At 43.5% G+C, this 25111-nt stretch carries 20 protein-coding genes; 11 read left to right on the top strand and 9 right to left on the bottom strand.

Features of this window, described 5'->3' with window-relative positions; genetic code table 11:
* The first annotated feature begins 29 nt into the window (after positions 1 to 29).
* Together GHNINEIG_RS10035 and betT are read left to right on the top strand one after the other, a co-directional pair.
* Positions 30 to 1106, top strand: coding sequence for a hypothetical protein (locus tag GHNINEIG_RS10035; protein WP_135796528.1), 1077 nt, complete (start codon positions 30 to 32; stop codon positions 1104 to 1106).
* 70 nt (positions 1107 to 1176) lie between these two features.
* Positions 1177 to 3159: a choline BCCT transporter BetT gene (betT, locus tag GHNINEIG_RS10030; protein ID WP_135796527.1), complete on the top strand. Its 1983-nt coding sequence runs from the start codon at positions 1177 to 1179 to the stop codon at positions 3157 to 3159.
* A gap of 146 nt (positions 3160 to 3305) precedes the next feature.
* On the opposite strand, the gene GHNINEIG_RS10025 is transcribed toward betT, so the two are convergent.
* Together GHNINEIG_RS10025 and GHNINEIG_RS10020 are read right to left on the bottom strand one after the other, a co-directional pair.
* Positions 3306 to 4628 (bottom strand): APC family permease, encoded by a 1323-nt coding sequence (locus GHNINEIG_RS10025; protein ID WP_135796526.1) that lies wholly within the window; start codon positions 4626 to 4628, stop codon positions 3306 to 3308.
* 157 nt (positions 4629 to 4785) lie between these two features.
* A complete protein-coding gene (locus GHNINEIG_RS10020; protein ID WP_135796525.1) occupies positions 4786 to 5502 on the bottom strand; it encodes a ZIP family metal transporter in 717 nt (238 codons plus the stop codon).
* A gap of 147 nt (positions 5503 to 5649) precedes the next feature.
* On the opposite strand from GHNINEIG_RS10020, the gene dut reads away from it, so the two are divergent.
* The 3 genes from dut (at position 5650) to GHNINEIG_RS10005 (ending at position 8503) form a co-directional block, all read left to right on the top strand.
* Complete coding sequence (dut, locus tag GHNINEIG_RS10015; RefSeq protein WP_135796524.1) at positions 5650 to 6111, top strand: dUTP diphosphatase; 462 nt, start codon at positions 5650 to 5652, stop codon at positions 6109 to 6111.
* A 72-nt stretch (positions 6112 to 6183) separates the two neighbouring features.
* On the top strand, positions 6184 to 7569 hold the full coding sequence (locus GHNINEIG_RS10010) for a phosphomannomutase/phosphoglucomutase (RefSeq protein ID WP_135796523.1): 1386 nt from the start codon (positions 6184 to 6186) through the stop codon (positions 7567 to 7569).
* Between the two features lie 115 nt (positions 7570 to 7684).
* Positions 7685 to 8503, top strand: a complete 819-nt coding sequence (locus tag GHNINEIG_RS10005; RefSeq protein ID WP_135796522.1) for an HDOD domain-containing protein — start codon at positions 7685 to 7687, stop codon at positions 8501 to 8503.
* On the opposite strand, the gene GHNINEIG_RS10000 is transcribed toward GHNINEIG_RS10005, so the two are convergent.
* Positions 8498 to 9688, bottom strand: coding sequence for an aminotransferase class I/II-fold pyridoxal phosphate-dependent enzyme (locus tag GHNINEIG_RS10000; protein WP_135796521.1), 1191 nt, complete (start codon positions 9686 to 9688; stop codon positions 8498 to 8500). The genes GHNINEIG_RS10005 and GHNINEIG_RS10000 overlap by 6 nt on opposite strands.
* Positions 9689 to 9868: 180 nt before the next feature.
* Here GHNINEIG_RS10000 and GHNINEIG_RS09995 point away from each other — a divergent pair, with 180 nt between their 5' ends.
* Positions 9869 to 10354 (top strand): YajQ family cyclic di-GMP-binding protein, encoded by a 486-nt coding sequence (locus tag GHNINEIG_RS09995; RefSeq protein WP_135796520.1) that lies wholly within the window; start codon positions 9869 to 9871, stop codon positions 10352 to 10354.
* 236 nt (positions 10355 to 10590) lie between these two features.
* Positions 10591 to 11889 (top strand): hypothetical protein, encoded by a 1299-nt coding sequence (locus GHNINEIG_RS09990; RefSeq protein ID WP_135796519.1) that lies wholly within the window; start codon positions 10591 to 10593, stop codon positions 11887 to 11889.
* Between the two features lie 34 nt (positions 11890 to 11923).
* Here the strand turns inward: GHNINEIG_RS09990 and GHNINEIG_RS09985 are convergent, their stop codons facing one another.
* Positions 11924 to 12460, bottom strand: a complete 537-nt coding sequence (locus GHNINEIG_RS09985) for a hypothetical protein (RefSeq protein ID WP_135796518.1) — start codon at positions 12458 to 12460, stop codon at positions 11924 to 11926.
* A 200-nt stretch (positions 12461 to 12660) separates the two neighbouring features.
* Between GHNINEIG_RS09985 and argB the strand changes: the two genes are divergently transcribed.
* Positions 12661 to 13575 (top strand): acetylglutamate kinase, encoded by a 915-nt coding sequence (gene argB, locus GHNINEIG_RS09980; RefSeq protein ID WP_135796517.1) that lies wholly within the window; start codon positions 12661 to 12663, stop codon positions 13573 to 13575.
* A gap of 21 nt (positions 13576 to 13596) precedes the next feature.
* On the top strand, positions 13597 to 14361 hold the full coding sequence (locus GHNINEIG_RS09975; RefSeq protein ID WP_135796516.1) for a sulfite exporter TauE/SafE family protein: 765 nt from the start codon (positions 13597 to 13599) through the stop codon (positions 14359 to 14361).
* A gap of 66 nt (positions 14362 to 14427) precedes the next feature.
* Here GHNINEIG_RS09975 and GHNINEIG_RS09970 read toward each other — a convergent pair whose 3' ends face one another.
* The 3 genes from GHNINEIG_RS09970 to pyrE all read right to left on the bottom strand — a co-directional run bounded on the left by GHNINEIG_RS09970 (position 14428) and on the right by pyrE (position 19253).
* Positions 14428 to 17940: a methyl-accepting chemotaxis protein gene (locus GHNINEIG_RS09970; RefSeq protein ID WP_135796515.1), complete on the bottom strand. Its 3513-nt coding sequence runs from the start codon at positions 17938 to 17940 to the stop codon at positions 14428 to 14430.
* Positions 17941 to 18033: 93 nt separating this feature from the next.
* Positions 18034 to 18564 (bottom strand): SixA phosphatase family protein, encoded by a 531-nt coding sequence (locus GHNINEIG_RS09965; RefSeq protein ID WP_223260875.1) that lies wholly within the window; start codon positions 18562 to 18564, stop codon positions 18034 to 18036.
* 44 nt (positions 18565 to 18608) lie between these two features.
* Positions 18609 to 19253, bottom strand: a complete 645-nt coding sequence (pyrE, locus tag GHNINEIG_RS09960) for an orotate phosphoribosyltransferase (RefSeq protein WP_135796514.1) — start codon at positions 19251 to 19253, stop codon at positions 18609 to 18611.
* A gap of 263 nt (positions 19254 to 19516) precedes the next feature.
* On the opposite strand from pyrE, the gene GHNINEIG_RS09955 reads away from it, so the two are divergent.
* Both GHNINEIG_RS09955 and GHNINEIG_RS09950 read left to right on the top strand, forming a co-directional pair.
* On the top strand, positions 19517 to 20038 hold the full coding sequence (locus tag GHNINEIG_RS09955; RefSeq protein ID WP_223260874.1) for a hypothetical protein: 522 nt from the start codon (positions 19517 to 19519) through the stop codon (positions 20036 to 20038).
* A gap of 138 nt (positions 20039 to 20176) precedes the next feature.
* Positions 20177 to 21274, top strand: coding sequence for a ferredoxin reductase domain-containing protein (locus tag GHNINEIG_RS09950; RefSeq protein WP_135796513.1), 1098 nt, complete (start codon positions 20177 to 20179; stop codon positions 21272 to 21274).
* Positions 21275 to 21282: 8 nt separating this feature from the next.
* Here GHNINEIG_RS09950 and ppx read toward each other — a convergent pair whose 3' ends face one another.
* Entirely contained in the window at positions 21283 to 22791 is a 1509-nt protein-coding gene (gene ppx, locus GHNINEIG_RS09945; RefSeq protein ID WP_135796512.1) for an exopolyphosphatase, read from the bottom strand.
* 100 nt (positions 22792 to 22891) lie between these two features.
* Positions 22892 to 25003 carry a polyphosphate kinase 1 gene (gene ppk1 / locus GHNINEIG_RS09940; RefSeq protein ID WP_135796511.1) on the bottom strand — a complete coding sequence of 704 codons (2112 nt, stop codon included), beginning with the start codon at positions 25001 to 25003 and terminating at the stop codon, positions 22892 to 22894.
* Between the last annotated feature and the right edge of the window lie 108 nt (positions 25004 to 25111).

The raw sequence follows: 25111 nt of genomic DNA, 5'->3' as shown, positions 1-25111 counted from the left end.
TTATTCTTATCAATAGAAGGAGAACACTCATGCGATTATCTCCCTTGTCTTTAGCGACACTTTTTTCATTTCCTTTTGTCTTTTCTTCAGTGCAAGCATCCAATCAGTTAGCCGGGGGTGTTTGGTTTAATTATAACCAGTCATTTCACTCTGGTGCCAATGAGCCTAATAACGGCACCATTGGTGATGAGGCTTTGGTTTTGTATGCTGATGGTCAAGCGGACAAAGGGAAAGGTAACTGGTCTTACTCTATGGAATGGCGCATGGGGCCAGGGAGTTTTACCGATCCCGACAATAATTCAACCGGTGACCAAGCCGGTATGCATAAAGCATGGGTCGGGTTTGATCTTAATGACGATCACAAGCTGATTGTGGGTAAAAGTCAGGTTCCGTTTGGTTGGAAGACTTATAACTTCTGGCCTGGTGATATGTTGCAAGGTGGTTATGGCGACCAAATGGATGTGGGGCTGAAGTTGCAAGGTAAAGCCTCTAATCTCAACTATGATGTGGCTTATTATCATCAGGACGACTGGGGCAAAACCAGTACCGATACCATGGACGACAATCGACACTGGGGGTCATCAACCACTTATCGAAAAGTTCAAACTGTGGTTGGAAATGTCGGCATTGATTTAGCTTCAAATCAGACCATTGGGGCGGCTTTACAAGCGGGACGTTTACAAGATTTTACAACTGCTAATGATAAGGTTGATGGAGATCATTCTGCTTTAGTTGTTTACTATAAAGGAACATTTGGAAAGACTTTCTTAAACGGGGAAGTTATTCAAGCGCAACGCAATTTACCTGAAAATTATGCAAACAGCAACGGGTTGGAACGTAAGGTTGAAAATACACGCTATGCCCTTGAAATCGGGCGTTCCAGTGGCGATTGGACGTATTATTTGGATGCCTCGTGGGCAGACCCACAAACCAAAGGCAATGATGCCAATGTTGTTTCTGCCTATGCGCCAGGTATCAAATATAACTATGGACCGGGTTGGATATATGCAGAATATTTAACGCAAGACGGTTATATCGGTCGGAATGGGAATGTCGGTGAAGGCGATTTTTCAGCACTGTATTTAACGATGGATTTCTATTTCTAGTTGTGGTCGCATCGTTGTTATTGATAGTCCGCACTTTTTTGCAATCGAATATTAAGATGAGGTTATTCGGATGAAACAATCCTCCACTGCAGAGCAAGCACGATTGAACCCCCCTGTCTTTTTTACCGCCTCAGGCCTGGTTATTTTACTGTTGTTGTATGCCGCTGTTTTTCCACAACAAGCGGACGGCGCTTTCAGCCATTTACAAAATATCATTGTTGATAATGGCAGTTGGTTTTACGTCTTAACGGTTGCTATTATTTTAATCACGGTGGTCTTTCTTGGGCTTTCCCGTTATGGCGATATCAAGTTAGGTCCCGATCATGCCTCGCCGGATTATTCTAAAATTACCTGGTTTTCAATGCTGTTTTCTGCCGGTATGGGAATCGGGCTTATGTTTTTCGGGGTTGCTGAACCGGTGATGCACTTCTTGTCACCACCTGTCGGTGATGCGGGAACGGTTGAAGCCGCTCGTGAGGCCATGAAAATCACTTTTTTCCATTGGGGGTTACATGCCTGGGCGATCTATGCGATTGTGGCATTGATTTTAGCGTTTTTTAGTTATCGTCATGGACTGCCTTTAACCATGCGTTCTGCTTTATACCCTTTGATTGGTGAACGCATTTATGGACCAGTAGGGCATGCAGTGGATGTATTTGCGGTTATTGGTACGGTATTCGGTATCGCCACCTCATTAGGGTATGGGGTACTACAAATGAATACAGGGTTAAATTATTTATTTGAAGTGCCTATCGGTGTGATTACCCAGGTGGTGTTAATTGCAGCTGTGACCGCCTTAGCGGCTGTTTCAGTGGTAACGGGGTTAGACAAAGGGATTCGCCGTCTATCAGAGCTGAATATGAGTTTGGCAGTCATTTTAATGTTGCTGGTATTGTTTTTAGGCTCAACCATTTTCTTGATGCAAGCTTTAATTCAGAATGCCGGAACCTATTTATCTGACATTGTTCGAGTGACTTTCAATCTTTTTGCTTATGAAAAGACAGATTGGATTGGGGGTTGGACGATTTTTTATTGGGCATGGTGGTTAGCATGGGCGCCTTTTGTCGGTCTTTTTATTGCCCGTGTTTCGCGAGGACGCAGTATCCGTGAATTCGTAACCGGGGTTCTATTTGTGCCGATTGGTTTCAGTATGATGTGGTTTACTTTCTTCGGGAATTCCGCCATCGATATGATTTTGAATGGTGGATTGGATAGTTTAGGAAAAGCCGTATCGAATGATGTTGCCATCGCTTTGTTTGCTTTCTTGGATCAATTTCCTTTTGGTTCAATACTGTCGTTTATCGCGATTTTAATGGTGATTATCTTTTTCGTTACATCAGCCGATTCCGGTGCGTTGGTGGTGAATATGTTGTGTTCAAATGGCCGAGATGATACCCCCATCTGGCAAAGACTTTACTGGGTCATCGGAGTTGGATTGATTGCTGCAATTCTCTTGCTTGCTGGAGGGTTGGGTGCTTTACAGACATTAACGATTGCCAGTGCATTACCCTTTTCCATTGTGCTATTAATTGCCACTTATGGTTTGATTATGGCGTTAAGGGTCGACATTGCTAAGCGTGAAAGTTTGCAGATGAATGTCGCGCCGACGCCACCTGCGACCACGGATGGCAATTGGAAAGAGCGGTTACATAATATCGTTGATTACCCAAGTAAATCCGTCGTGAGTCGTTATATTCAAAGTGTGGCTCGCCCAGCTTGCGAAGAGGTGGCTGAAGAACTTAAAGCACAAGAGTTGGATGTGTTGGTCGAAAATGAAAAAGAGAATGACCGAGTCCGTTTAATTGTTCGCCACGGTGAAGAGACTGACTTTATTTATGAAGTTCGCAGTCGTTCGCATTTGAAGCCGGAGTTTACTCAGGTTGAAACGTCGATGGACGAAATGGATGAATCGGCGCGTTATTATCGTGCTGAAATTCATTTACGTGAAGGCGGACAGGACTATGATGTGATGGGGTGGTCAAAGCAGGCGATCATTCATGATATTATTGATCATTACCATAAACATATGCATTTCTTGCACGTGTTGCGTTAATCTCATTGACGTATGGCAATAAAAAAGCCCGTTATTTAACGGGCTTTTTTTTGTCTTGAAGTTTGATTTAGAACTCTTTTGTATCGTTTTTATAAAGCGCTTTAGGCCAGGCTAAGGGTGCCAAAACAACCAGGCCTGGCCAGTTTTTATGACGCCTTGCGTTGATGACTTAAAAAGAGTCTTTCTCCGACAAAAATCAACGCTAAGCCGATTAGGGCAGCATAGATGACGAAAGGATCCGTTTGAAATTTAACTGCAATCAATGCGATGAGAATGATGATGTCTAAAACGATTGCCGTTATTAAAATCGCGGTACTGGCCTTCACTTCCTCTCGAAGGTAGCGTAGCACTCCCCAATGAATGGCGATGTCCATGATGATATAAAAGATTGCGCCTAAGGCAGCAATGCGACTGAGATCAAAAAATATCGTGAGGAGCATTGCAATGACAATGGTGTATACCAAGGTATGTTTTTGGAGATCGCCCGGCATACCAAAATGGCGATGGGGCACCAGCTTCATTTCGGTCAGCATGGCTAACATTCGACTTACCGCAAAGACACTGGCAATGACGCCGGACACTGTGGCGACGATTGCGAAAATAACGGTAAACCATAGCCCTGCATCACCAAAGGCAGGTCTGGCGGCTTCTGCCAAAGCATAGTCTTTCGCTTGAACGATTTCTTCAATGCTCAGGTTCGCCCCTATCGAAAACGTTACCAACATATATAAAGTCAGACAAAGTGAAATCGAAATAATAATGGCTCGTCCGACATTTGTATGAGGATACTCAATTTCGCCACCACTGTTCGTGATGGTGGTAAACCCTTTATAAGCCAATACCGCCAACGCAACCGCTCCCAAGAAATCGGTACTGCTTGATGTTGACGGCGGGGCGGCCGAAATGCTTTCAAAAGATAAACCAGAAACCCATAAGCCGGCTAATGCAAAAACGACCAGGCCTGCAATTTTGATGAACGCCATAAAAAAAGAAAAGCGTTCGATAAAGCGATTACTTAGGATATTGATGAGAAAAGCAAAGAATAATAGGGCGACCCCTAACGCTGGAATAACCCACTCGGGATATTGGTTCGCATCAAATAGCTCCATGGTGTAGGTACCAAACGTTCTCGCGACCAAACTTTCATTGATGACCATGGAAAAGTACATCAATAAAGCGCCGGCTCCGGTCATGACGGTTTTGCCATAGGCTTTTTTGAGGAACATCGCAATGCCGCCGGCAGATGGATAGGCGTTAGCCATTTTGACATAGGAATAAGCACTGAAACCAGCGACAATGGCGGCGGCCAGAAAGGCTAATGGAAACCAGCTTTTGGCCAGTTCTGCAACTTGTCCTGTTAAGGCAAAAATACCGGCCCCAATCATGACGCCTGTTCCCATGGCGACCGCACCGGTTAACGTTAAACTATTAGATTGATAATGCGTTGACTTCATCTGAGAGTGATCCATAAATTCCTTTTTGATGTTAATAACAGTTCTAAGGGAAATGGTTATCGACAGCTTTTGGTCTGGAGGTTAGGTCGCTGTCTTGTTTAGAGTTTTATCGTACAGTAAGTTTGTTTTTGATAAAAGTTTTTGAAATCAAGTTATTGTTTTTTTAAGTGAATTAGTTCCAGAAAGCCTGGCCTAACATGCCGAAGCAAAAGCCGAGAATGGCGCCTAATGGCGGGGCCCAATGTCGTTGCATTTTTGATTGGGGAGCAATGTCTTGGAAAATAAGATACAAGATACCGCCAGAGGCAAATAGCATAACAGCGCCTAATAACAAGGTGTTATGGCTTAAATAATGCCAGCCGATGATCGCGATAATCGGGCCGAGTAGTGCTAACCCTCCCATGAATCCTAAAATTCGTTTTTTGCTGGCATTGGGTTTGTTGATAAGCTCACGGTAAGCATTGAATCCTTCAGGTAAATTCTGTAATCCAATAAACAATGCCAGCAAAGGAGCAGAAGCGGCTCCAATGGCGAAGGCACCTCCCAGTGCAAGTGATTCTGGCAGATAGTCTAACAGCATTGCAGTAAACTGAGGTTTTTCTTGCCGTTTAGTGCCCAAGTATCGTTCCATCAAAAAGAAGAAGATACCTCCAAATAGGAAGAGGCCAACACTCCAAAAATCGTGGTCGACGTAATGTTTACCTTCCGGCACCAGAACTAATGCAACCGCTGCCACTAAAATGCCACCACCGAATGCAATAATACCGTGTCGGAGTTCATTTTCCAGCCATTGTGGGCGAATTTTTTCAAAGTAACCCAAAAGGCCACCGATAGGGATGCAGGCACCGGCAAATAAAGTATAGAGTATGATTTGAGTGAGTTCAGTCACAGGGCTTACTTTTAAAAAGAATGAGTCGTTATCGTAATTTAAATTCGTTAAGTAAGCAAAAATTGTTATTTTTATCAGTGTCTCAGAACAAGGTCAGCGGCTTTTTATTGTAAAATAAAGCGATTAAGAAAATAGAAGGACAAAAGTATGACAATGCAGGTGCAATATAAGATTCTAGATGCGCGTTTGGGTAAGGAAATTGAGATGCCGCATTATGGCACAAAAGGATCAGCGGGACTGGATTTAAGAGCTTGTATTGAAAAAGACATGATGATTGAACCCGGACAAACCGTCCTGATTCCAACCGGAATGGCCATTCACCTGGATGACCCTGGATTGGCGGCGATGTTATTGCCAAGATCTGGCTTAGGGCATAAACACGGTATTGTGCTGGGGAATTTGGTGGGGTTAATCGACTCGGATTATCAAGGCCCTTTAATGGTTTCATGTTGGAATCGAAGTGAAGAGGCATACAAGGTCACTGTGGGCGAAAGAATTGCTCAAATGGTCATTGTACCTGTGCTTCAACCGGTGTTTACACAAGTGGAAGAGTTTGGAGAGGCCACTGAACGTGGTAAGGGTGGTTTTGGTCATACGGGATCCCTCTAACCGTGTCATCTGTTTGCCATGATCAGCTGCTAACATATCCTTTATAACGCTAATAAACAGTCAGGTAATTGAATGCCACACGTTGAACCCAGTATTTTCAGAACTTATGATATTCGTGGCATTGTGGATCAAGCCTTCACTGAAGCAACGGTGGAGCTGATAGGAAAAGCGCTAGGGTCTGAGTTGGTACGTCAAAAAGAGACTGAAATCGTTTTAGGACGAGACGGTCGTTTATCGGGTGAACGCTTTTCAAAGGCCATCACAAAAGGGCTTCTTTCGGTGGGTGTGAATGTCATTGACCTGGGGCAGGTCATGACGCCAATGGTCTATTTTGCAGCTGAAACGTTGCCCAATGTTCGTTCTTGCGTTGTGATTACGGGATCCCACAACCCACCAAATTATAATGGCATTAAGATGGTGGTCAAAGGCGTGACACTCTATGGAGAGTATATTCAGGTACTCTTGAAACGTATCTTACAGAGTGATTTCCAGACGGGAAAGACATCCGGACACTATTCGCAGCATGATATCGCGGCGGATTATCAACACAGAATTATTTCCGGAATTCATTTGTCACGCCCTTTGAAGGTGGTCATCGACTCTGGAAATGGGATCGCCGGTGCTTATGCGCCTCGCATTTTTCGAAAACTGGGGTGTGACGTCATCGAGTTATTTTGTGATGTGGATGGGCATTTTCCGAATCACCACCCCGATCCAGCCAAGCTTAAAAACCTTCAGGACTTATCTAAAAAAGTGATTGAAACGCATGCAGACATTGGGGTTGCCTTTGATGGAGATGGTGATCGTTGTGGCGTCGTCGATAATCATGGCCAACCCCTTTATCCAGATCGACAAATGATGCTGTTTGCACAAGATATTCTTGGTCGGCAACCGGGAGCAGAAATTTTGTACGACATCAAATGTACCGCCTTGTTGCCAAAAGTCATACATGAAGCGGGCGGTAAAGCGACGATGTGGAAAACAGGCCACTCTTTTATGAAAGCCAAAATGCGAGAATCTGGTGCGGCTTTGGGAGGTGAGGTCTCTGGTCATATGTTTTTCAAAGAGCGCTGGTATGGCTTTGATGATGGCGTATATACCGCTGCAAGGATGTCAGAGATTGTGGCAGCGCAAGCCTTAACATCATCGGAGTTGTTCAGCCAGTTACCCGATGCCTACAATACCCCTGAAATCGATATTCCATTTGCAGAAGGGGAGCATTATGCTTTTATGAAAAAGATTGAAGCCATTGCTGATTTTCCTGAAGCGGATATTTTTGATTTGGATGGCATTCGAGCCGACTTTAAAGACGGTTGGGGCTTGATTCGTCCATCAAATACGTCACCGGTTATCGTCCTGCGGTTTGAAGGAGAAACGCCGCAAGCACTTCAGCGCATTCAACAAAAATTTAAAACGCTGATGTTAAAAGTGGAACCTACGCTTTCGCTTCCCTTTTGAATAAATATTAGTTATTTATTATATAGGCGCTTTTACGGAGTTTTTTATTGTGAAATATCAAGCGTCTGATTAAAATACCGTAAATTCATACCAACTAAAAGTGAACCTTACCACCATGCAAGAACGATTAAGAGCTGCCTTAAAAGCGATACAAGGAGTAAAGATTCCAGATTTACCTAAAGAAATCATGGAGTTGGATTCTGCTCTTAGTAGTAAGTTTCCTAATAATCAAGCCATAACGGATATTATTGAAAGTAATACCAAGTTGTCAGGTGAGGTGTTAAGAATTGTAAATTCACCGGTAATGAAGCTGAAAACCCCTGTTAAGTCGATTCGAGAGTCGGTAGATGTGCTGGGCTATGTCAACTTAAGAAACCTGGTGATTTCCGCGGCGATTAAAAATTTGTTTAACACGCATGAAGTAGAAGGGATTATCGAACACTCGAAAGATGTGGCGTTTTGTTGTGCCGAGCTTTCCGAGTATATTGCCGATATTTCCCGCGATGAAGCTTATTTATTGGGATTGTTCCATAATGGTGGTTGTTTGCTACTCGCCACCAAAGATGCAGACAAGTATGACAAAATGTTTTCTCGTCTCAATACGCATCCAGTTTCCGGGATTGAAAAAGAACTTGAGGTTTATGGTGCCAGTCATACCGATATCGGTATTTTACTGGGGCAGAAATGGAAACTCTCGGTTGAAATGTTGAATGCGATTATGCTGCACCATATCCCTGAAAACAATGTTGCCAAAGATAAAGTTCGTGGCATGATTGCCATGCTGAAAGTCGCGAATGTGATTGTCAATGAAGTTTCTTATGGCGCTTATATGACAGAAGAAGCGCGTGAATTTATGGCGGAAGGTCAAGAAGAGTTAATGCTTGAACCATCCGTTGTCAACCAGTTACGCCGGGTTCTAATCAGCTCTTCATAACGTCAAGCTATCGAGAAACGCTCGAATTTTTACAACGGCTTTTTGCAGTTGCTTTTCCGACGTCGTGTAAGCCAAGCGAACATGTTGCTGAGCTTTATGCGTGCCAAAATCCGTTCCCGGGGTTATTGCAACGCCAGTCTCAGCCAACAATCTTGAGCAAAACTGTTCCGCATTATCTGTATAGTCTGATACATCCCAATAGAGATAAAAAGCGCCCTGAGGTAAAACCTTTGGCGCGATGCCAGCTTCCTGCATGGCTTTAAACAGCGTATTACGGCGACGTTCAAATGTTTTTCGACGAGCTTCCAACTGCATTAATGCATCTGGCTCTAACACATGTAAAGCACCGTGTTGTGATGGTGTGGGTGCGCAGAGAAATAAGTTTTGTCCTAGTCTCTCCAATACGGGCATGAGATGAGAAGGTGCCACCATCCAGCCTAAACGCCACCCGGTCATGTTGAAGAATTTAGAGAATGAGTTGATCACAATGACATTGTCTGGTCGCTGGGCATGGCTTAAAATGGATTCTGCTGGTCGGTCATAAACCAGCCCTTGGTAGATTTCATCCACTAAAAAGTAGGCATTTTTTGTTGCCGCAAACTGAGCCATTTTGATCAGCTCATCTTGTTCAATCACGGTGCCACTTGGATTTGATGGGCTCGCAACCATGACGGCTTTTATGTCCTCTTGCCAATATTCTTCTAAATGCGCTAATGTCAGTTGATAATCACTGGAGGCGTCCACCGGCAAAAGCACTAGCTCGCCGTGTAATAGCTGAACAAATTGGCGGTTGCATGGATAGGTTGGATCGGACATGAGCACTTTATCACCGGGGTTGAGTAAAGCGGTTAATGCCAGCTGCAGTGCCGACGAAGCACCAGGCGTGAGCATAATGTTGTCGCTTTTGACATTGGCTCGATAAAAGTCAGCATAAAATTCGCCGAGTTTTTGACGCAGCTCAGGCAGTCCTAAAGTGGCGGTGTAGTGCGTTTTTCCTTGATCTAACGCAGCTTTAACAGCATCATGCACACATTCCAGCGATTCAAAATCCGGTTCACCAATCTCCATATGGATAATGTCTTTTCCCTGGCGTTCAAGCGCTTTGGCTTCTCCTAAAATTTTCATGACCCGAAAGGGTTGAAGGGTTTGGGCATGGTCAGCAATGTTGGGGGTAAAGTCTGTCATAAAAATTCTTCAATTCATCAGATAGCTTATCCTATCACGTCGTTCCGCGTTTTCCAGATAACGATGCCGATTCAAACTAAAAATAGCCAATGAATTTATCTTGGAATGCTAAAATAATGCTTTATTTTAGATAGGCTTGGTAAGGCAGAATAGCCAGGCCTGGTCATTTTAGGAGAAGATATGCCTTCATTTGATATTGTTTCAGAATTAGACCAACATGAATTAACCAATGCCGTTGATCAGGCGAATAAAGAAGTAACAACGCGTTACGACTTTAAAGGAACGGATTCCAGTTTTGAATTAAAAGAGTCCGTGGTGACGTTGAAAACAGAATCTGAATTTCAGTTACAGCAGATGTTGAATATCCTCATTGAAAAAGCCAATCGACGTGGCATTGATGTGAAGTGTATGGAAGTTAAAGACCCTGAGATTCAATTGAAAACAGCCAAACAAGTGGTCGAGATGAAAGAAGGGCTGGATGCCCCTTTGGCTAAGAAAATCATCAAAGCGATTAAAGAATCGAAAATCAAAGTACAAGCAGCAAAGCAAGAAGACACGATTCGTGTCACCGGAAAAAAACGCGATGATTTGCAAGCGGTGATGCAACTGTTGAAAGGGATGGAAGACCTCGACATGCCTCTGCAATTTAACAATTTTAGAGATTAATCCGGTTAATTAACTCAATAAAATATCAAACTGGTCGATAACAGTTTTAAGCTTTCACTCAGAATGAAGCACTCTAAACATAAAACAGAAATTGCCAGAGCAATTCGATAAGGCTTATAAGCCGTCACCGTTCATCGACCAGAAATGAAAGTGTGATTCTACGACATCGTGTCAGTTCGCTTGTCACGATTAAACAAGGGAAATTTGTTTAATAATGTATCGTGGAGCACCCAAAAATGATTATCCAATCTTCCGCTGTTCGCCTGCAACAGCAACATCAGTATGACTCGTCTTTTTCACAGAAACAAAGCTTAATGGTGGGCGAAGCCGTTCGCCCTCAATTGCTAACAAATAGTGATCAACGAGTAGAATATCAACAATCTGAACGTTTTGATTATTCACACCGAAAGCAAAGACAGTTTGAATCAACCAGTCAAGTCACTCAGGGACAACAAGAAACCGTTTTAAAGCAAACTCAAGTCATTCATGAATTGGCGCAATTAAGTTTGACAGGAGAATCGGCTTTAGTGGCGTCACAAAAGGCCTTTCCAGCCAATGATAAAGCGTCAATTGAAGTCAGTGGAGAAGTCTCATTTGATTTGAACCATCAGCTCCATCTTAAAACCGCCTCTTTTTCAGCTATGTCAGCCACTGGGCAGGTATTATTGAACGATGGACGTTCAATTGATTTTAAACTTGTAACCTCGCATTCAGCAAAAACGGAAGTAATGGCTGAAAGCAAAGCATCTTTGAGTGTTGCGTCAATGCAAGACCCGTTAGTGATTAACTTTGGAACAGAGTCCGTTACATTGAATGACCAGTTTTTTGAATTTGATATACAAGGAAACGGAGAGCAACATCATTTTGCACAGTTAGGTGCGGGGAGTGGCTTTCTCGTGTTTGATGAAAATCAGGATGGCCAGGTCAATGATGGCTCCGAACTGTTTGGCGCCCAAAGTGGGCAGGCATTTGCGGATTTAGCAATATTTGATGCCGATGGCAATGGCTGGATTGATGAAGCGGATCCTATTTTTCAGCATCTGAAGCTTTGGACAGATCAATCAAATGAATCACATTTGGTGAGCTTGGCTTCAAAAGGGGTCGGTGCGATTTATTTAGGACATGCTGAACAGGAAGAAGATTTAATGGGATCGCAAGGCGAGAAACTGGGTCATGTTAAGTCGGCAGGGATCGTTTTAATGGAGAATGGCGCCGTGCAAACTGCACAAGCGATTGATTTGGCGGAACGTCAAGCTTTTCAACCTTCAAAATCTGACTCTCATACCTTTTTTTCAGCATCTCAGCAACAGGCTATAAAAGACTTCAGTGAGGCTATGAACTCGCTTCAGCAAATCAAATCGGAAAGGGCGTCCGAGGCAATCAGCTTGGAAAGGCCTTTTGCTTCTTTAGGTAAAGGTCGGGAAGCTGCTCAAGATGCCAAGCAGTTTTTTGAACAATTGCGTGAGCAGATTCAAAAAATGATTGAGCAGCGAAAAGCCATTTTGGATCGGATTCAGCAACGCTATTCCGCATAACCAACAAAGCCTTCTTTAAGAAGGCTTTGTTGAATCAGTTCGTTTCATTTTCCAGCATATGAAGCGCTTCAGGTGGCACCATGGTTTTGATTTTGTTTAGGCTGTCATCCATCCATATCAAAAACTGTTGAATTTCCAAGATTTGAATGGTTTCATCGACAAATGTGATCGCGGTTTGTACTTGTCCGGCTCTATTCTCTGGGAGCATAGAAAATTTAGCAAAATTTAAATGACGGTTCAGTGCGATAATCAGTACAAACAGCTCAGGAGATTCTTGGTATTCTTCTTTAATTTTGAACAGTCGTGAAACAAGAATCCGGCTTAATCCATCTTCGACAATTTTGGGTTCCATTAAAAAATCATGCTCGTTGTAACGAACTAAAAATTGAGTGGGTGAAATTTTTCGAGTCGTAAATCCTTTTGCTTTTAAAGTATTGACTAACGCAGTCGTGGCTTCAATATTGTTTTTGTTTTGTAAATCAATTACTTCTTCGTTTGAAAAGCGATGTGGTAGCGTGTTGCAACCCGATAAAAACAACAACATAAGCAATGCTAAACTTAACCGTTTCATGCCCATTCCTTTTTAGTTCTCAGAGAATTCGCGTGATTGTAACCATACATGGCTTACACCACAAGAAATGCTTTCTAGGAGGGTTTATTATCAAAGCCCTTTTTAATAGGTTAAAAATGGTAAAATTGGAGGGTTGTTTTAAATGGCTGGATTTAAAAAAGCCAGTGATTTATTTTTCCTTTTAATCTTAAGAGTCTGTCATGAGAGTTCAAAAAACCATGAATTTAAATAAAGCCCAAGCCCAAAATATTGCCTCTGTTTTAGCCGAAGCCTTACCTTATATCCAACGTTTCTCCGGAAAAACAATTGTGGTGAAGTATGGCGGGAATGCGATGACGGAAGAAGCATTAAAAAATGGCTTTGCTCGTGACATTGTTTTGATGAAGCTGGTCGGCATGAATCCTGTCGTGGTTCATGGTGGCGGGCCGCAAATTGGTCATTTGCTTGAGCGCGTAGGAAAAGAATCCGAATTTATCCAAGGCATGCGTGTAACGGATTCCGAAACCATGGACATTGTTGAAATGGTCTTAGGCGGCATGGTCAATAAAGAGATTGTTAACCTGATTCACCAACACAACGGAAATGCCGTGGGATTAACGGGGAAAGATGGTAACTTGATTCGTGCCAAAAAAATGGAAATGACGGCATTTAATGAAGACTTGAATGCGCCAGAATTAATTGATTTAGGCCATGTCGGCGAAGTAGAGCGTATCAACACTAAGGTGTTGGATATGTTGATCCAAGATGATTTCATTCCAGTGATTGCGCCAGTAGGGGTTGATGATCAAGGGCACTCTTACAATATTAATGCGGACTTGGTGGCTGGAAAAGTCGCTGAAGCGCTGCATGCAGAAAAACTGATGCTGTTAACGAACACACCAGGCTTGTTGGATAAACAAGGGGAATTATTAACCGGGTTGAATGCGGAATCGGTTGCGGCTTTGATTGAGGATGGAACGATTTATGGTGGCATGTTGCCTAAAATCCAGTGTGCGCTAGATGCGGTGCAAAATGGCGTTGAGTCTTCTCATATTATTGATGGTCGTGTTGAGCATGCGGTTATGCTCGAAGTCTTTACAGATGAAGGGGTTGGGACATTAATTACCTCTCATTAATCTCTTCGATATTTTAGTGCCATGGATAGTGTCTCTGAACAAATTGTTTTATTTATTGTTTCCCTTGTCGCAAATTTGCTCTCAGCCTTAGCCGGTGGCGGGGCAGGGCTGCTACAACTGCCTGCACTATTATTTTTAGGGTTGCCTTTCAGTGTTGCATTGGCGACCCATAAAGTTGCTAGTGTTTTTTTAGGCATTGGGGCGACTTCCCGCCATATCCGTTCTTCCAAGCTTAACCTGCGTTTTGTCTCAATTATTTTGGTCTTTGGGCTTCCTGGCGTGATTTTAGGGGCAAATTTAATTTTGCAGTTGGATGATCGTTGGGCTCAGATAGCACTGGGCGTTTTGACCTTGGGATTGGGGATTTATTCAGGTTTAAAGCCTGAGTTAGGACAAAGCTCTTCGGCAAAGCACCAAACGTTGCCAGGGTTGTTAGTCGGTGGCATCGTTTTGTTTTTCATCGGTGTGTTAAATGGCTCCTTAACATCTGGTACCGGTTTGTTCGTTACGATTTGGCTCATTGTCTGGTTCGGCTTTGATTATAAGGCAGCTGTCGCTTATACCTTGGTATTGGTTGGTATTTTCTGGAATGGTGTCGGAGCCTGGACTTTAGGCGTGCAAGGGCAAATTGAATGGAGTTGGTTGCCAGCGCTTATTTTGGGTTCGTTAATTGGTGGGTATCTGGGAGCACACTTTTCAATTGTGCGTGGTAATCAACTCGTTAAGCGCAGTTTTGAAATAGTCACTGTGTTGGTTGGTATTGCCCTAATTGCGAAAGCCATTTAGTTTCTTGTCTTCATAAAAAAAACTGGGCTTCTGCCCAGTTTGTTGGTTTATGTCATCGCCTTTTGCCTAGAACTCACTCCACTCATCCGTCGAGGTGTTCTTTGGTTGAGAAGGCGCAGGTTTTTGCATTCCTTTTTCCGTATCCGGTTTTGCTTTTATTTGATCTGCCTTCGTTGTCTCCGCACTGTGTCTGGCAGTTGTGTTTTCTTTTTTAGGAGGAACTGACTTAGGTTTTTCCTGTGCCAGTTTGGGGGCAGAGGTCGATTTTATTGCTCGCGGTTGCTGCTGATGGGCTTTGGGTGATCGATCTTTTGCCAATGCTTGCTCAACCTGCGTGAGGCTATGAATCACTTCTTCGCTTGCTTTATCCAAATTACGGAATTCATTTTTAATGTTATCAATATCACCGACCTGGTGAGCCGTTAAGATACGTTTAATAGTAGCATGCAATTCGGCATGCCATTTTTCCAGTGTCTGCATTTCAGGCTGGTTGGCATATTGTTGACCTTCCGATCCATAGAACCACTGTCCTAAGGCACATTTGTGATGATCCGTTGCTGCCTCTTTATCAAATTCAACATGAACCCCTTCTACATAGGCTGTGACCAGTCCCTTCCATTGACTGTGTGCACGTCTGGCATTGGCAAAGGTAAACTCACCGGTTTGCATGGCTGTGCTGAAACCAATTTGGTTCAGGTCGATTTTAAAGGTGCTGATGACATTGTTGACGTCTTCAGCCAGTTTGCTCATATCGGTTGTTCTGTCGGCAGTTTCATCTACCAGAGCAGAGTTTTGTTGCGTCACTTGGTCGATGCTGCTGATGGCAATATTAACTTGTTCTACGCCTTTCGCCTGCTCTGCAGTTGTTTGAGAAATTTCACTGACATAATTACCAATTTTAGCGATAGAGTCATTGATTAATTCAAGTGCTTTACCAGATTCATCCGCAAGTTTAGCGCCCTCATGCACTTTTTCGACAGTATTATCAATCAATTGTCGAATGTCTTTTGCCGCTTCCGCCGATTTCCCGGCAAGGCTTCTGACTTCACCTGCCACAACGGCAAATCCTCGTCCATGGTCTCCGGCACGTGCCGCTTCAACAGCCGCGTTAAGGGCTAATAGATTAGTCTGGAAAGCGATGCTGTCAATTAAAGTGGTGATCTCAGAAATTTTTGTACTGGCTTCATTGATTTCATTGATTGACGTAATGGTTTTTTGAACCACTTGGTTGGCATCTTGTGCTTCCACCAAAGATTCATTTGCCGCTTCATTTGCTTCTCTGGCATTGTTCGCCGTTTGTTGAATAGTGGAAGTGATTTGTTCCATGCTCGCAGCCGTTTCCTCTAATGAAGCCGCTTGCTGTTGGGTACGGGCAGACAAGTCTGAAATGTCTTGCGAAATCTTGATGGTGCCATCTGACAACTTTTTAATGGAGTAGTTAGACTGCGATAGCAAACTTCCGATGTTGGTGACAGAATTATTGATTCCGGCTTTTAGAACGGCCAGTGTACCGTTTGTTTCCATCTCAATACGTTTTTTCAAGTCTCCGGTACCCTGTGCAATCATCACTTGGGTGGTTTCTTGAATAACCGCCTCCAGTTGGTCTAAAGAGGCATTGATATTGTTTTTAAGTTCTTTGATTTCACCTTCCGCTTCAGCGGTGATTCGTCTTCCAAAGAAACCTTCTGCGACTTGAGACATCAATTCATTCACTTCATAGAAAACCCCTTTTAAGATAGCCATCGCCGCTTCTGCGTCCTGCATGGCTTCCTTAAAGTCTCCTTGTGTCTCATGATTTGACTCATAGCTGAAGTTTCCGGAACGAATTTCTTTTAGAATGCCTCGAACTTCACCAAATGTTTTTTGAAGCATTCTCGATGCTTCGTTCAAGTTGGTTTTCATAACATTGAAGTCACCCACCATTGGGATGACAGTCTGAGTTTTGAGGTGTCCTTCGGACATATCTTTTAACATACGACCCGCTTCACCGAGTGAAATTTGGGCCGCTTGCATTTGATCATTATAAGCCTTCGCCAATTCGCCCATTTCATCATAACGAGAATTATCAACACGCGTACTTAAGTCTCCGCTCTCAGTCGCCTCATTCATTCCTTCGACGATTTTTCGTAAAGGCGCCGTGACACTGCTTCGAATAATCAATAAGAAAATGATGATTAAAATCAACATGGAAAGCGTGACCTTGACCACTGACGAGATCGCCGCTTCCAAACTTAACTTATTCAGTGTGTTGATCTGCGATAAATCTTCAATAAAGATATGGTACCCAACTAAGCTTTGGTTGGTATCAATGATCGGCATCATGACAAAGAAATCCGTTGCTGTAGTTAGGACTCCTTGGCTTTTCAATTTATTGAGGTCAATTTGTTTTAATTTCTCGATGGCTTCAGGCGCAAAATCCTTTGTGCTGGCTAAAGTCAAATTGCCAAATTTAGGGTTGTCTTTTGCTTTGATGGCAATATCCAGTGCGTTAGGGGTGAAGAGAGAAACATAATTGATGGAATCTTCTTTGAAATGCTTGACCAGAGCTTTGATACTGGAGACCACTTCAACCGAACCTAAAAATTGACTTCCATCGTCACTGAAAATCGGGGACAGGCTTCGAATGGCAGCACCTGCACGACCTAGCTCAATCCCCATGACGGTAGTTTTTTTGTCTCTAACCTGGTTGACGGTATAACGGAATGACTTTAAATCATCTCCCTGTTTGTCACGCCATGAGCGCACAAAAGAGTGACCTTGTGCATCATGAATATGCGCTCTAACGGATTGTCCTGATACCTTTTTGATGAAGTCTAATTCTTTTTTCAGCGCTGCTCTTGCGGCTTGGTGAGACCCATTTTCCAGCGCGGTAATGATGTCGGAATTCGAAGCTAAGCCTAACGCTGTGTTTAAGCTGGTTTTTTCCATTTTTTGAATGTAGTTGTTGATGTCTTTTTTAACTTGCTGGCTTCGAACTTTACTGTTTTCAGCAACGGTTTCAACATAAGTTGAATTGGCTAGGAAGGCGCTGGCTAAGAACCCAATGACAACCAAGAAAAGTCCCGCTGTTGCCAGCTTTCCTAGAATGCTGAATTTTCGGAAAGGGTTCATTTTCAATCGGCGGTATTCCGATGCTTTATAAATATGGCCTTCTTTGATGATGAGTTTGCCGGCATTAATGTCTTTATAAGCTTGAGAGGCCAGTTTGATTTGTTCTTCGGTAGCGGGGGTTCTAACTGAAATGTATCCGCTTATTTTGTTGTTTTCAAAAACGGGTGCCGCATTGGCTTTGACCCAATAATGTCGGCCGTCTTTAGCACGGTTTTTGACAATTTGCGTCCATGACTTTCCTGCTTGTAAAGTGTTCCAGAAATCTTTAAAAACCGCTTTAGGCACATCGGGATGACGCAAGATATTATGAGGTTGTCCCAGAATCTCATCGGCTTGATAGCCACTGATTTCAATAAACTCTGAGTTGGCTTCTAAGATGGTTCCGCGTAGATCGGTGCGGGAGATGATACGATAGTGCTCAGGAATGGTAACTGATTCATCAATGATCGGTCGATTAGGGTTTGTCATGTCAAGGTGCCTCAATGAGTATCCATTTATTTAATATGTATTTTTATGGGTCTAGCAATTGTTGTGCCTGTCTAACGTATTGATAATAAAAAGTTAAGTCGTTTCTTTACACGAAGCCAGTGTAATGTCCTTGGGTCGAATAAAGTTAATCAGCTTGGCATCACCTGTTGATAAGTCATGCCATTGGTTCGGTAAAATAAAATGTGCCAAGGTTGCCGTTGGAAACAGCTCCGGCTTACTGGGGTCATCCGTTGCCATCAATTGTCGCATCAGTTTTTCAAACCCAGGGTTATGGCCGATGAGCATGATGCGTTCAAATTGTGCCGGAATTTTCGATAGTAAATCTTTTAACTGATCTGTGTTGGCAAGGTAAAGAAGTTCTTGAGTTTCAACGGGAATTTCTTTAGGCAGGTTGAGTCTTTTTAGTGTCTGTTGTGCACGTTTGGCGGGGGAAACCCAAACCAGATCCGGCAAAACATTATTCTGACTGAGCCAATTTGCCATCTTGCAGGCAGATTTCTTCCCTTTATCGGAGATAGGTCTCTCCCTATCTGGAAGTTCGGGTTCTTTCCAGTCAGACTTGGCGTGCCTAAGCAGCATTAATTCGCGCAGTTGTTTACTCACTGAATTTATCCATGTTAGCCCGTTTGTGTTGATAGACGTCCTGTCTATTGAACAATACCATATTGTGCTCGATACGTTTTCATCGAATCTAGAATGGCCTGGTTTGCTTGGTTATGTGTTTCTAGATACTCAATAATGTCATTTAGGTTAATGATGCTGATGACCGGAATACCATACTGTTGTTCGACTTCTTGTATAGCAGACTTTTCCCCTTGCCCTTTTTCCATTCGATCTAAAGCAACCACTACGCCGGCTGGGCGAGCACCGTTCGCTTGAATTATGTCCATCGATTCTCGAATCGCTGTCCCTGCGGTAATGACATCGTCGATGATTAAAATATCTCCTTCAAGCGGATGTCCAACGATGTTGCCCCCTTCACCGTGATCTTTGGCTTCTTTACGGTTGAAAGCGTAAGGTGTGTCATGCTGAAAGTCCTGTGCCAAAGAGACACTGGTGGTGGCTGCAAGCGGGATGCCTTTATAGGCTGGGCCAAATAGGACGTCATACGCCAGTTTGCTTTCTGCAATGGTGGCGGCATAGGCTTTGGCCAGTTGAGCCATTTGTCCGCCAGTGTTGAATAGCCCAGCGTTGAAGAAGTAAGGGCTTTTTCGCCCGGATTTTAGTGTGAATTCACCCAGCTTGAGAACGCCAGCTTGCATGATGAATTCAATAAATTCAGATTTATTCATTGAGGTGTCAAATTGTCATTAAAAATTAATCTTTATCTTATCATGGGTTGCACATTTCTCAAGCATTAGCTGATAAAGATTTTTAATATAAGGAATGAATTTTTCATGTAATTCAAAAGCCTAGTGCGCCTTATTTCGTATCGTCATGTCTTTTTTCAATGTTGGCACACAATATGCATTGTAGAGACTAAGAAATGTATAAATGACAAAAAATTGACACTTTAAGTTTGAGTTTTCGAAGCAGTAAGTGGAGATTCTCTTTGATGGACAGACATGAGGAAAATGATATGGCGATTGATTTAAGAAAAGTCGAACCTTTAGGGTCGAAAAGTGTGCTTTTGGAGCAGGCTTTAAGACGTCATAAAGCGCAATCCAAAGCGGAAGAGTATGATGCAATGGATATGTCTGACATGGTGACGCCTGATTTCGAATGGCTAAAAGAAGATAAAACCGCCGTTCAGAATCTTGTCAAGCAGATGGATACTTCTATTGGTCAACTGGCTATTCAGATGCGTGATTTGGAAAATGTTTCTGAAAAATCACGTGCCAAAATGGAGAAAGAGCAACATCTGCTTTTTAAACAAATCCGAACGTTGAACGGATTGTTGAAAAAACAAGTAGATGTGTTTGGTGCGATAGAACGTCAAATGTCTGACGTCGAACTTAAAAACAATAACTTAATTCCTCAAATTGGTATTGGGCTGATCTCCGGCTTGATGTCAGCGGTGACCATTCTTGCCACAGCGCCTTGGTTGACGGTGTTGATTGAAAATATTCGAGGTTAATCTTCTCTTCTTTAGGCCGGTTCTGAATAGAGCCGGCGATGCTTCTTGCTTGTTTCTCTTGTTTCGCTTGATTGAAAAATTTGTATACTTCTCCTTGAACTCTATAATAAAACCCTGAGTAAAAATAAGGATAGGTGGATGCAAGCGACCGTTTTGTTTAATGAATTGCTGACCCCGAGTCACCCTGAAAAAGATGTTTACCATATTGGGCTGGAAACGGAAGTCCCTTTGGGCTATTTGCCAGGGGATTGGTTGATGGTTTCGGCTGAAAACTCGCCTGAAATGGTGGCGATGGTGTTAGAAAAGCTCGACTTGTCAGGCAATGAACTCATTGAACTGAGACGGTTTGGGGAGATGCCGGTCAAAGAAGCCTTACATTATCATTTAGAGTTAACGCAACTTAATCCCGCCATTCTCAACAAGCTCAAAAGACAATATGATTTGAATGACTGGGCCGACCGCGCTGAGATGATGGCGTATGCCGAAGGGCGCGATATCTTGGATTTACTTGAAGCGTATCCTTTCTTAAAAGGTGTTGATGTGTGTAATCTATTAACGCCTTTAGCGCCTCGTTATTATTCGATTGCCTCTGCACCGAAAGCGGTGGGAGAAAACCGGGTTGATTTAGTATACCGAAAGGTCTTTTTTGAACGAGAAAACCGTGCACGAAAAGGTGTGGTGACCACCGCTTTAAGCGAACTGGAAGCCGGTGACCAGATTGATGTGGCTCTGAGTAAAAACCGTAATTTTAAACTTCCTATTGCATTGGAAGAGTCGATGGCACAACATGCCCCGGTCATTATGGTCGGCTCGGGTACTGGGGTAGCGCCTTTTATTGGGTTTTTACAAGAATGGTTTTTGGATGAAAAGTTGGCTAAAAACCACCAGGCCTGGCTATTCTTTGGTGAAACCCATGAAGAAAAAAGCCATTTGTTTAAAGACATGATGGCTCAATGGAAAGCGGCAGGGCTTCAGTTAAGAACGGCATTTTCCCGAGATCAAGCGCATAAAGTGTATGTTCAGGACCGATTATGGGAAGAGCGATCAGCTATCTGGGCTCTCTTGCAGCAAGGTGCTTTTTTCTATTTGTGTGGCGATAAAACGCGACTGAAAACCTCTGTCGAAGAAATTATGCTGTCGATTCTACAAACCGAAGGCGGGATGACAGAAGAAGCGGCTGAAGCGCTTTGGCATGACTGGAAAAAGCAGCGTCGCGTTCAGTTGGATGTCTATTAATATTAAGTTTATTCGTAAGTCAGGGTGAAATCAGCGCCGGCTAAACGTTCAGCTTCCACTTCCAAGTCCATTTGTGTCAGCGGGTGAGCTTTTAACCAATCCTTTTCAAAGGATAAATGAATGGTCTTTTCACCTGTTGTGTAAAGCAAAATGTCCGGAATATCTTTTTCCCTTCCTCGGTGGATTCGAACCGCCAGACGCAATAACACCGTGAGATATTTCAGTTTTTCTTTATGCGGTGAGGCAAACCGTTCATAAGCTTCCGGCACGAATTTACCACGGTGATTCAGAAGCATGGTCGCCAACATTTGTTTTTCTTGCTGAGTAAATCCGGCTAATTCTGAATTTTCAATTAAATATGCACTGTGATGACGGTAGCGTTTATAGCTCAGCGCCATACCTGCTTCGTGCAATTGAGCCGCCCAGTTCAAGAGTTTTTTGTAGTTGTAGTCCGCATCATGGAGCTGCCAAATATTATGTGCCTGCTTATAAAATATTTTGCTGGTATGCGCAATCGCTTCGGCTTGTTCGGTATCAATTTTTAACCAGGCCTGCGCAGCTGCAACACTGGTTTCACGAACATCTTCTGCGAACAGGCGCCCTAAGGTATCAAATACCAGACCTTCTCGGAGAGCATTGGAAGAAACCTGCATTTGTGCAATTTTTAGCTCTTCAAAAGTCGCGATTAAGATGGCCAAGCCACCGGCCAGAACAGGGATCCGTTCTTCTTTGAGGCCTTGTAAACTGGCGGCTTGAATGGAGCCAGCCTGAAGCAAGGCATCTTTCAGTTTTAGCATGCCTTCTAACGTGATCTCTCCTTCCGTCCAGCCATTCTCTTTGAGCAGCGTGCCAATCGACTTGATGCTACCGGAGGCTCCAATAGCACTGTCCCATCCTAAGCTGGTCAGTTTGGTTAAATGAGGGCGTAAGATTTGCCGACAATTGGAAATGGCTTTAGTCATTCGTTTTTCAGTGATTTCAGGTTTTGAAAAGAACTGCTGAGTGATGCTGACACAGCCCATTTCGGTACTGGTTAAGTGTCGGTAATTAAAGTTTTTACCAATGATGTATTCCGTGCTTCCGCCTCCGATGTCCATCACCAAACGTTGTTCATCGTTTTGTGGTAATCCGTGCGCAACCCCTAAATAAATCAAACGAGCCTCTTCTTGCCCTGCGATGATTTGAATTTCATGTCCAAGAGCCTTGCGTGCCTGCCTTAAAAATTCTTGACTGTTTTTGGCATTACGGAGGGTATTGGTGCCAACAGCACGAACTTGATGACCGGGAATTTTTTTAATCAGTTGTCCAAAACGTTCTAAACATTCAATTCCGTTTTGAAAGGCTTCCGGAGTCAGGTAGCCTTTTTTATCCAGCCCAGAGCGAAGTCGAATCATTTCTTTATGCTTGTCAATAACCTGGAGTTGTCCGTGCACTTCACGGGCGACCATCATGTGAAAGCTGTTGGAGCCAAGGTCGATTGCGGCATAAATGTTCTGTGATTCAGTCGTGTCTGTCATTTTAGGCTTCTTGTTTGGCAAAAAGGGCGCATAGTGTACTCCCTTTTACAATAAATGAAAAATAGTAACCTTGCCGGGTTCAGGGCAAGGTTGAAGCACTTTAACTGGAGTATTTTTCAATTAACCAGTCTTGCGCGCTGAAGGGTGGCTCATCTTGTTGAGGCTCTCTTTTCAAGTAAGAACCATCCGGCTGAAGTATCCATGCACCGACATTGTCGTCCAAGTAAATGGCAAGTCCTTCGGTATAGACTTGCTGGAAGTTGTTTTTATCTAAAATTGGGAAACAGGTTTCCACTCGGGAGAATAAGTTGCGACGCATCCAGTCAGCACTTGAGCAGAAAAGCTCCGGGTTGCCATCCGTGTTTTCAAAGTAGTAAACGCGGTGATGTTCCAAAAAACGTCCGATGATGCTGGTCACTGTAATGTTCTCAGATAAGCCTGGAATACCTGGACGAAGACTACAAATTCCTCTAATAATCAGGTCTATTTTAACGCCGGCTTGAGACGCTTCATAAAGTGCATCAATGATGCCTTGTTCTTGTAATCCGTTCATTTTGGCAATAATACGTGCCGATTTTCCTAGGCGAGCATTTTCTGCTTCTCTCTGAATGCGTTTCACCATGCCGGGTTGCAAGGTAAAGGGCGATTGCAATAAAACCAATAAGTTGTTGGTATCGCCTAAACTGGTTAATTGCTGGAAGATTTTCGATACATCTCGCCCCATTGACGGGTTGGCGGAAAAAAGACCAAAATCGGTATAGAAGCGGGTTGTGATGTGATGGTAGTTTCCTGTTCCAAGATGGACATATTGTCTGAGCTGATCTTCTTCGCGACGTACCACAAGGATCATCTTGGCATGGGTTTTATATCCTACGACACCATATACAACGTTGACTCCGGCATCCTGTAAACGGTTGGCTTGAATGATGTTGTTGTCTTCATCAAAGCGCGCTCTTAATTCCACTACCGCGGTGACTTCTTTCCCGTTGCGAGCGGCTTTTTCCAAAGCATCAATAATGGCAGATTTCTCACCGGTTCGATAGAGTGTCATCCGAATGGCAAGTACATTCGGATCTTTGGCAGCCTGTTGTAAAAATTCAATAACGGGCGTAAAAGAATCGTAAGGGTGGTGCAATAAAATATCTTTGCGCTGAATTTGTTCAAATAACGATTCAGGCTGTTTACTTCGGCTAAAGAGTTTGAACCCGGCTTGTTTTTTCTTTTTAATGCTTAACTGTCTTGGTGAGTAGGGTGCAAACAGCAGGTCGGGCCGTTTGGCCAAGTCTGGTACCGCGTTCAAACGATGTAAGTTAACTGGCCCGTTAACCATGTACAGCTGGTCGTTATTCATGTCGAATTGGTCCAGCAGATATTCGTACATATTTTTCGGACACTGATCCGAGACTTCTAGGCGAATGGCGCCACCATATTGACGGCTGGTTAATTCACCTTGCAATGCACTCATGATATCGTCTACTTCTTCTTCATCGATAAAGAGGTTAGTATTGCGTGTTAAACGGAATTGGTGACAGCCGGTCACTGTCATGCCAGGGAATAGGTTCGATACGTTGGAGTGCAAAACTGAGGACAAGAAAACGAAGTCGTTCGGTCCATCGGTCGCTTCCGGGGGCAACTTGATAATTCTAGGTAAAGAGCGCGGTACTTGCACAATCGCCAAACCATTCGAGCGTCCGAAGGCATCTTTCCCTTCAAGAGAAACAATGAAATTTAAACTCTTGTTTAACAGTCTCGGGAAGGGGTGAGAGGGGTCTAACCCCATTGGGCTCATGACGGGCTGTAACGACTGGATAAAATATTCCCGTATCCATTCCTTTTGTTGATCTGTCCACCGGTTACGGCGTAAAAAGCGGATATTTTCTTTTTCTAGGTCCGGAATCAGGATGTTGTTCAGGGTATGGTACTGGTCTTTGACCAAGTCATGAGCGACTTCAGAAAGCATATCAATGACATCTTGCGGATCCATATTATCAGGCTGCGTTCGAGCTGCTGGATCGTTTCTTAACTCATATAAGCTTGCCAGTCGTACCTCGAAAAATTCATCCATATTGCTACTGGAGATACAGAGGAACTTCAATCTTTCTAATAAAGGGATTTCAGGGTTTTTAGCTTGCGCCAGAACACGACGGTTAAATTCAAGCAGACTTCTTTCTCGGTTGATGTAAGGGGTGTCTGGCGTCGCTTCGGTTTGCATAGGGTCCTCTTTATTATTGTTTTAGGGGGTTATTGTTAAGATGTCACGGTCCTGTTTTGACAGGGCGATTCCTTGATTTTACTCGTTTTGGTTCGAGCTGAAAACATT

Source organism: Hydrogenovibrio crunogenus (assembly GCF_004786015.1).
Lineage (GTDB): Bacteria > Pseudomonadota > Gammaproteobacteria > Thiomicrospirales > Thiomicrospiraceae > Hydrogenovibrio > Hydrogenovibrio crunogenus.
This window is presented reverse-complemented; position numbering and strand designations above follow the sequence as displayed.

Coding starts and splice junctions, on each gene's coding strand:
- argB (WP_135796517.1), top strand. CDS start 12,661: ATGAGAGTTCAAAAAACCATGAATTTAAATAAAGCCCAAGCCCAAAAT.
- pyrE (WP_135796514.1), bottom strand. CDS start 19,253: ATGAATAAATCTGAATTTATTGAATTCATCATGCAAGCTGGCGTTCTC.
- GHNINEIG_RS10005 (WP_135796522.1), top strand. CDS start 7,685: ATGCAAGAACGATTAAGAGCTGCCTTAAAAGCGATACAAGGAGTAAAG.
- ppk1 (WP_135796511.1), bottom strand. CDS start 25,003: ATGCAAACCGAAGCGACGCCAGACACCCCTTACATCAACCGAGAAAGA.
- GHNINEIG_RS10025 (WP_135796526.1), bottom strand. CDS start 4,628: ATGGATCACTCTCAGATGAAGTCAACGCATTATCAATCTAATAGTTTA.
- GHNINEIG_RS09955 (WP_223260874.1), top strand. CDS start 19,517: ATGGACAGACATGAGGAAAATGATATGGCGATTGATTTAAGAAAAGTC.
- GHNINEIG_RS09995 (WP_135796520.1), top strand. CDS start 9,869: ATGCCTTCATTTGATATTGTTTCAGAATTAGACCAACATGAATTAACC.
- betT (WP_135796527.1), top strand. CDS start 1,177: ATGAAACAATCCTCCACTGCAGAGCAAGCACGATTGAACCCCCCTGTC.
- GHNINEIG_RS09975 (WP_135796516.1), top strand. CDS start 13,597: ATGGATAGTGTCTCTGAACAAATTGTTTTATTTATTGTTTCCCTTGTC.
- GHNINEIG_RS09970 (WP_135796515.1), bottom strand. CDS start 17,940: ATGACAAACCCTAATCGACCGATCATTGATGAATCAGTTACCATTCCT.
- GHNINEIG_RS09950 (WP_135796513.1), top strand. CDS start 20,177: ATGCAAGCGACCGTTTTGTTTAATGAATTGCTGACCCCGAGTCACCCT.
- ppx (WP_135796512.1), bottom strand. CDS start 22,791: ATGACAGACACGACTGAATCACAGAACATTTATGCCGCAATCGACCTT.
- GHNINEIG_RS09985 (WP_135796518.1), bottom strand. CDS start 12,460: ATGAAACGGTTAAGTTTAGCATTGCTTATGTTGTTGTTTTTATCGGGT.
- GHNINEIG_RS10000 (WP_135796521.1), bottom strand. CDS start 9,688: ATGACAGACTTTACCCCCAACATTGCTGACCATGCCCAAACCCTTCAA.
- GHNINEIG_RS10035 (WP_135796528.1), top strand. CDS start 30: ATGCGATTATCTCCCTTGTCTTTAGCGACACTTTTTTCATTTCCTTTT.
- GHNINEIG_RS09990 (WP_135796519.1), top strand. CDS start 10,591: ATGATTATCCAATCTTCCGCTGTTCGCCTGCAACAGCAACATCAGTAT.
- GHNINEIG_RS10010 (WP_135796523.1), top strand. CDS start 6,184: ATGCCACACGTTGAACCCAGTATTTTCAGAACTTATGATATTCGTGGC.
- dut (WP_135796524.1), top strand. CDS start 5,650: ATGACAATGCAGGTGCAATATAAGATTCTAGATGCGCGTTTGGGTAAG.